General features: G+C 63.3%; 5 protein-coding genes. 3 read left to right on the top strand and 2 right to left on the bottom strand.

The annotated features are described in order from the left end of the window. Window positions 1-119: 119 nt before the first annotated feature. Window positions 120-875 (bottom strand): flap endonuclease Xni, encoded by a 756-nt coding sequence (gene xni / locus ABLU67_RS12330; protein WP_014226613.1) that lies wholly within the window; start codon window positions 873-875, stop codon window positions 120-122. A 109-nt stretch (window positions 876-984) separates the two neighbouring features. Then, window positions 985-2,928 carry a sigma-54-dependent Fis family transcriptional regulator gene (locus tag ABLU67_RS12325; protein WP_049079281.1) on the bottom strand — a complete coding sequence of 648 codons (1,944 nt, stop codon included), beginning with the start codon at window positions 2,926-2,928 and terminating at the stop codon, window positions 985-987. A gap of 270 nt (window positions 2,929-3,198) precedes the next feature. Here ABLU67_RS12325 and ssuD point away from each other — a divergent pair, with 270 nt between their 5' ends. The 3 genes from ssuD to ABLU67_RS12310 all read left to right on the top strand — a co-directional run bounded on the left by ssuD (window position 3,199) and on the right by ABLU67_RS12310 (window position 7,290). Then, window positions 3,199-4,371 (top strand): FMNH2-dependent alkanesulfonate monooxygenase, encoded by a 1,173-nt coding sequence (gene ssuD / locus ABLU67_RS12320; protein ID WP_014226611.1) that lies wholly within the window; start codon window positions 3,199-3,201, stop codon window positions 4,369-4,371. A gap of 41 nt (window positions 4,372-4,412) precedes the next feature. Beyond that, window positions 4,413-5,810 (top strand): FAD-dependent oxidoreductase, encoded by a 1,398-nt coding sequence (locus tag ABLU67_RS12315; RefSeq protein ID WP_348852313.1) that lies wholly within the window; start codon window positions 4,413-4,415, stop codon window positions 5,808-5,810. Window positions 5,811-5,883: 73 nt separating this feature from the next. Next, window positions 5,884-7,290 (top strand): LLM class flavin-dependent oxidoreductase, encoded by a 1,407-nt coding sequence (locus tag ABLU67_RS12310; RefSeq protein WP_014226609.1) that lies wholly within the window; start codon window positions 5,884-5,886, stop codon window positions 7,288-7,290. The last annotated feature ends 45 nt before the right edge of the window (window positions 7,291-7,335 follow it).

The following is a 7,335-nucleotide window of genomic DNA, read 5'->3' as shown; positions in this document are numbered from 1 at the left end:
CGGTAGCCCGGGTAAGGCGTAAGCCGCGACCCGGGGAATGCGCTCACCGTCTGCGGTCCGGTAGCCCGGACAGATGCGCAGCATCGCCTCCGGGAAGCCGCGCGCACCGCGGCCCGGCGCTATCGTGCCAGCCGCAGCTGCTGCAGGTTGCCGTCCAGCTGTAAATCGGTTTGCAGGCGCGCGATGTCCCGGCAGGTGAAGGCCATCTCTTTCTGTTCTTCCAGCTTCTTGCGCCACTTCTCCGGCACGTCCGCCAGCCGCGCGTAGATCCCTTCCAGATCCTGAAAATCGGTTAACAGCTGGGCGGCGCTTTTCGGCCCAATGCCCGCCACGCCGGGAACCTTTGAGCTGCTGATGCCCGCCAGCCCCCAGTAGTCAGGCAGCTGTTCCGGCGTCACGCCAAACTCTTTGGCGATAAACGGCGCATCAAGCCAGCGCTTCTGAAAATAGTCGCGGATGCGGATCGTTGGCGACAGCAGCTGGCAGTAGCCTTTGTCGGTTGAAACGATGGTTGCCTGATGGCCGGCCTGCGCCACTTTGACCGCCAGGGTCGCGGCAAGATCGTCGGCTTCGCTGCCGCTGAGCGCCCAGCAGCGAAACCCGCGCTGCTCAAACGCCGCCCGCAGCGCCGGCATTTCCGCTTCGAGGGTCTCCGGCATCGGCGCGCGCCCGGCTTTATAATCGGGCAGACGCTGATGTCGCCAGCCGTGGCCGCGGTCTTCATCATCAAATACCGCCACCACGTGGGTTGGCTGGCTATGGACCACCAGCTGTTCAAGCGCATGCAGGCAGGTGTCGACGCAGGGTGACCCCTGCACCGCGTGGATGCGGCGAATCAGATTAAGTGCGTCGACGATTAACAGATGAACGGCCACGAATATCCTCATAAATAGGCTCTTATTGCAGTGCCTTTCAGGGTAACATCGCCGCGCGGATGAGGCTATTGGCGCCAGGGAAATCAGGAAGATGACTCGCAGTTTCCGGCTAATCAACGTGCATCAGCAGGCCGAGATCGCTATTGGTGGCTTCGCCGTACCAGACCGCCTCGCGCACCGAAACCGGTTTGTGGATAAGCCCCAGCGCGTAAAAGCGATCGGCGATACTTTGTTGGGCGCGAATCACGTTGAGATCCATCGGCCGCGGACGATGGCTGCGGCGCGATAAGGCGCGCGTCAGAGAGGCGGCGTTAAGCCCCAGCTCGGCGGAGAGCAGTCCGGCGGCTTGCTCCCGGTGCTGGTCAATAAACTGGCCGGTCTGCGCCAGCTCGGCTAACAGGCGCTGCATGATATCGCTATTGCGGCTGGCGTAGTCGCGGCGCGACAGGTAGAACTGGTGATTATTGACGCGCCCCTCGCCGCTGGCAACAACCCGTAATTCGCCGCTATATTCCGCGTCGCTGAGCAGCGGATCCCACATCATCCAGGCGTCCACCGCCAGGTAATCGCTGGCGGTCAGCGGATATTTCGGCGGAATATAGACCACTTTGACGTCGTTTAATGCCAGCCCGGCCTCTTCCAGGATATGCAGCAGCAGCCAGTGCACGTTAGAGCCCTTATTCAGCGCGATACGCTTGCCGCGCAGGTCGGCAATGGTGCGAATGTCGCTGTGCTGCGGGACGACCATCGCCACGCTTTGCGGAGCGGGCGGTTCCCAGGCGACGTAGACCAGCTCGCCGTTACTCGCCTGAGCGAAAACCGGCGGCGCTTCGCCGGTGGTGCCAAAATCGATCTCATCGCAGGCGAGGGCGTGCAGCAGCTGCGGCCCGGCGGGGAATTCGCTCCACAGCACGCTGACGCCGCGGCTGGCAAAGGCTTGCTCGAGACTTTGCCGCGCTTTCAGGATGCCAAGATTGCCGAAGCGCTGGAAGCCGATGCGCAATTCCCGGTCGCGAGAGACGCTGTTGACCGCCGCGCCGAAGAGAGGCTCCTGACGGCGGCGGCTTTTAATGATGCCAAAATTGGCCAGCTGCGTGCGCAGCGTGTGGCGGCTAATACCGAGCAGCGCCGCGGCCTGGCTTTGATTATCGTCACTGTGGGCCATCGCGCCGCGTATTAACGCCCCGGTGACCCTCTCCCACAGCGGCTCGCCCGGCAGGGAAAGCTGACGACGAATAAAATCGTCGAGCTCATTATCGCCCGCCGCCGAGGGCTCATTGTTCAGCGTCGTCAGCCGCAGCTGGGCGGGGCCGATCTCCTCTTCTTTACTCAGCAATACCGCGTTATGCAGAGTGTTTTCCAGCTCGCGAATATTGCCCGGCCAGGGGTACTCCATCAGCCTTGCCAGCGTCTCCGGGGCCAGACGACGAGCCGGGCGGCCCAGGCGGCGGGCGTAGAGCGAGAGAAAATGGTCCGCCAGTACGGGAATATCCTGGCGACGCTGGCGCAGCGGCGGCAGCGGGACGAGGGCGATATTCAGGCGATAGTAGAGGTCTTCGCGGAAACGACGCTCGCGGATGGCCTGCATCAGGTCCACGTGGGTGGCGGCGATCACCCGCACGTCCACCTTAATGGCCTTGCGCGAGCCGACGCGGGTGATTTCGCGCTCCTGCAGAACGCGCAACAGTTTGACCTGAAGCGGCAGGCTAAGCTCGCCGATTTCATCGAGCAGCAGGGTGCCGCCCTCCGCCGCCTCGAACCAGCCGGGATGGCCTTGTACCGCGCCGGTAAACGCCCCTTTTTCATGGCCGAACAGCTCCGCTTCCGCCAGGCTTTCGCTGAGCGCGCCGCAGTTGACGGCCAGAAACGGCCGGTGGCGGCGCGGGCTATGGTGATGCAGGTAGCGGGCGACGACCTCCTTACCGGTGCCGGTTTCGCCGACAATCAGCACGGTCGCCTCGGTGGGGGCCAGTTTATCCAGCAGGCTCTGAAACGCTTTTGACGCCGGGTCGATCAGCGCGGGCGTAGAGGATGGAAATTCAGGATTCAGCATGGTGACCTCCGGTATTTGATGCCCTGAAGTTATCCTGTGCCGGGGACGGAAACCAGAGGGCTAACTCGCCGGTCTGTTGCAAATGCCGCAGTCCGGACGCATTGGCTGCGGCATTTGCAACAGCGGCGTAAGGTTCGACTTTTTGTAACTCACTGAATTTATAGTGTTAATTTTTTATTCACCATTGGCACGATTATCGCTAACACTCATATAACCAAATTAAAACAACTCTTCGATAAATATCGGATATGGTTATATAGGAAATGGATAATGACGCAAAAAACCGACGATAAAATCAACGTGTTCTGGTTTCTGCCCACCCACGGCGATGGCCGCTACCTGGGCACCTCGGAGGGCGGACGCCCGGTTGATTTGCCTTACCTGCAGCAGGTGGCGCTGGCGGCCGACAGCCTCGGCTACTACGGCGTGCTGATCCCAACGGGGAAAAGCTGCGAAGACTCCTGGCTGGTGGCCTCGGCGCTGGCGCCGCTGACCCGCCGCCTGCGCTATCTGGTGGCCGTTCGTCCGGGCCTGCAGCCGCCGACGCTGGCGGCGAGGATGGCGACGACGCTCGACCGCCTGTCGGGCGGTCGGCTGCTGATTAACGTGGTGACCGGCGGCGATCCGGTGGAGAACAAAGGCGACGGTATTTTCCTCAGCCACGGCGAACGCTATCAGGTCACCCGCGAATTTCTCGACGTCTACTCGCGCCTGCTGAAAGGCGAAAAGGTGGATTATCACGGCGAGCATATCCACGTGGAAGGCGCGGAAGTGCTGTTTCCGCCGGTACAGGAAAACGGCCCGCCGCTGTTTTTTGGCGGCTCCTCTGAGGAAGCCATCGACGTCGCCGCCGATCAAATCGATACCTACCTGACCTGGGGGGAGCCGCCGGCGCTGGTGGCCGAAAAGCTGGCGATAGTGCGCGAGCGCGCCGCCGCGCGGGGCCGCACGTTGCAGTACGGGATTCGTCTGCATGTGATTGTTCGCGAAACCGAAGAGGAGGCATGGGCCGCCGCCGATCGGCTGATTTCACACCTTGATGACGAAACTATCGCCCAGGCGCAGAAAATTTTTGCCCGTATGGACTCCACCGGCCAGGCGCGAATGAGTTCGCTGCATAAAGGATCGCGCGACAATCTGCGTATTGCGCCGAACCTGTGGGCGGGCGTGGGGCTGGTGCGCGGCGGGGCCGGGACGGCGCTGGTCGGCAATCCGCAGCAGGTGGCAGAACGCATTCGTGAATATCAGGCGCTCGGTATCACCAACTTTATCTTCTCCGGCTACCCGCATCTGGAAGAAGCCCATCGTTTCGCTGACCTGGTCATGCCGCTATTGCCGCTGGCAGGCCACGATCAGCCGAAGGCGCGTAGCGTCAATACCGGCCCGTTTGGCGAAACCATCGGCGGCGATAAGCGTCCGGTGAAACAGGTCAGCGCAAGCTGAGGAGGCGCGTATGTTACACCGATTTGTGAAGGCGGTGGGCTATGCAAACTGAACCGCACGTGGTGATTGTCGGCGGCGGATTTAGCGGTGCGGCGGTGGCGATTCATCTCCTGCGCCTGGCGCCGGTTGGCGTGCGGGTCACGCTGCTGGAGCCGCGCGAGGTGCCCGGCGCGGGCGTGGCCTACTCCACGACCGAACCGAGCCATCGGATTAACGTTCCTGCCGCGCGGATGCAGCTTGCCGGTGAAGAGGAGGGCGCGTTCGATCGCTGGTACCGCAGCCAACCCGCCTTTGCGGATGACCCTCATGCCCTGCTGGCAGACGGCGCGGTCTATCCGCAGCGCGGTCAGTTTGGCCGCTATGTCGCCCAGCGTTTCGCCGAGGAGGCGCGCGCCAGCGGCGGGCGGCTGACGCATCTGCGCGAGCAGGCGCTGAGCGTTAATCATGGTGAAGTTGTCACCGACGGCGGGCGTCGGCTGCAGGCCGATCTGCTGGTGCTGGCCATCAGCCATCCGCCGCCGTCGCTGCCGTCGCTGGCGACGCCGTTCGCAACGCATCCGGCGCTCATCGCTAACCCCTGGCGAGCGGGCGTGCTGGCAACTATCGCCCCGGAAGCGAGCGTCGCGGTCATGGGCACCGGCCTGACGATGGCGGACACCGTCGCGACCCTGACGCGTCTGGGCCATCGGGGGCCGATCGCGGCATTTTCACGCCGCGGGCTGCTGTCCCGCAGCAACCTCAGCGGCAGTAGTGAACCCTGGCCTGGCGAATACGATCGCGGAACGCTGCGCCAGCGGCTGCGGCAAATCCGTCTGGATATCGAGCGCGCGGCGGAGCAGGGACAGGCCTGGCAGGTGGTGCTGGACGCGGTGCGTAATCAGGGGCAGAGCATCTGGCAGGGGCTGACGGTGGCCGATCGCCAGCGCTTCCTGCGTCATTTGCGCAGCTACTGGGACGTTCACCGCTACCGTATCGCTCCGCAGGTCGCCGGGGTCCTTGAGCAGCGCCAGCGCGACGGCAGCCTGCGGGTGCTGGCGGCCAGGCTGACGGCGCTGGAAGGCGACGCGCAAAAGCTGGCGCTAACCCTGGCGCCCCGGCGCGGTGAAACGCTGCGGTTGAGCGCTGACCACTTTATTTTAACCACCGGCCCGGCGCACGGCGGGTTGACCGACAGCCAGCCGCTGCTGCGTCAGCTGAGCCAGCGTGGGCTGATTCGCGCCGATGCGTTCGGCCTTGGCCTGGACGTCGATCGCCGCTCGCGGGCGATAGGCCGGGAAGGGCGGATTACGCCCAATCTGCTGGTTTCCGGACCCGCCGCGCGGGCGTATTTCGGAGAATTAATGGGGCTGCCGCAGGTGGCCGACCATGCCGCCGCCGTGGCCGACGAAGCGCTGCGGACCCTGGGCGTCAAACAATCCGCCCGATGTCCGGCGTTCTGAACGCCTTTTATCCCCTGATTCCTTTAATGATTATGCGCGCGTCCCGACAGCGGGGCGCGCCGTGGAGAGTGCTATGTCATCACAACGTGAAATTCGTCTGAACGCTTTTGATATGAACTGCGTCGGCCATCAGTCGCCGGGGCTGTGGGCCCATCCGCGCGACCGCTCCTGGCAGTATAAAGACCTCGAGTATTGGGTCGACCTGGCGCGTCTGCTGGAGCGGGGCAAGTTTGACGGGCTATTTATCGCCGATGTGCTGGGAGTCTATGACGTGCTGAACGGCAACGGCGATGCGGCGATCCGCCAGGCGGCGCAGGTGCCGGTCAACGATCCGCTGGCGCTGATTACGCCGATGGCGCTGGTGACGGAGCATCTGGGATTCGGCCTGACCGCTTCGCTCTCTTTTGAGCATCCCTATCCGTTCGCCCGCCGTCTTTCAACCCTCGACCATCTGACCAAGGGGCGAGTGGGCTGGAATATCGTGACCTCCTATCTTGAGAGCGGGGCGCGTAATATTGGCCAGAAAGCGCAGACCGACCACGACGCCCGCTACGACTATGCCGATGAATATCTGGAGGTGGTCTATAAGCTGCTGGAGGGGAGCTGGGAGGATGGCGCGGTGCTGCGCGACAGGGAACGTAAGATCTTCAGCGATCCGCGAAAAATTCACCCGATTAACCATCAGGGGAACTTCTTCTCGGTGCCGGGGATCCACCTCTGCGAGCCGTCGCCGCAGCGTACGCCGGTACTCTATCAGGCGGGCGCCTCCAGCCGCGGCAAGCAGTTCGCCGCCGGCCACGCGGAGTGCGTATTTGTCGGCGCGCCGTCGAAAGTGCTGCTGAAAAAGACGGTGGCGGATATTCGCCGTCGCGCCGAGGAGGCCGGGCGCGATCCGCGCAGCATCCTGATCTTCAATATGCAGACGGTCATCGTCGGCGAAACCGATCGTGAAGCTCAGGCTAAATGGCAGGAGTATAAACCGTACGTTAGCTACGAAGGGGCGCTGGCTCTGCTCTCCGGCTGGACCGGCATCGACCTTGGTCAGTATCAGCCGGATCAGGTGCTGGAGTATCTGCATACCAACGCGATTCAGTCGATGGTCGAGGCGTTTTCCACCGCCGATCCGAACAGCCAGTGGACCGTGCAGAAGCTGGCGGACTGGGCGGGGATCGGCGGCTTCGGGCCGCTGGTGGTCGGCAGCCCGCAGACGGTCGCCGATGAGCTGCAGTCCTGGGTCGAAGAGACCGACGTCGATGGGTTTAACCTCGCCTATGCGGTGACCCACGAAACCTTCCGCGACGTGGTGGATTTGCTGGTTCCGGAGCTGCAAAAGCGCGGCGTGTTTAAGCAGGAGTATCGCGAGGGAACCCTGCGCGAGAAGCTGTTTGGCGCCGGCCCGCGGCTGGCTGCGCCGCATCCGGGCGCAGGCTATCGCTACGGCGCGCAGGTCGCGGTCGGAAGTGAAGAGAAGGTGAGTTAATTTTGCCGGTCCCCCTCTCCTCGAAGGGTGAGGGGCTGAACTGTG

The organism is Klebsiella sp. GN_Kp190 (assembly GCF_040061795.1).
In the GTDB taxonomy this organism is placed as follows: domain Bacteria; phylum Pseudomonadota; class Gammaproteobacteria; order Enterobacterales; family Enterobacteriaceae; genus Klebsiella; species Klebsiella michiganensis.
Note: the sequence above shows the minus strand (reverse complement) of the source record. Positions and strands in the feature narration are given on the sequence as shown.

Excerpts from the sequence above, each read along its gene's own strand:
- ABLU67_RS12325 (WP_049079281.1), bottom strand. The coding sequence starts at position 2,928 with ATGCTGAATCCTGAATTTCCATCCTCTACGCCCGCGCTGATCGACCCG.
- ABLU67_RS12310 (WP_014226609.1), top strand. The coding sequence starts at position 5,884 with ATGTCATCACAACGTGAAATTCGTCTGAACGCTTTTGATATGAACTGC.
- ABLU67_RS12315 (WP_348852313.1), top strand. The coding sequence starts at position 4,413 with ATGCAAACTGAACCGCACGTGGTGATTGTCGGCGGCGGATTTAGCGGT.
- ssuD (WP_014226611.1), top strand. The coding sequence starts at position 3,199 with ATGACGCAAAAAACCGACGATAAAATCAACGTGTTCTGGTTTCTGCCC.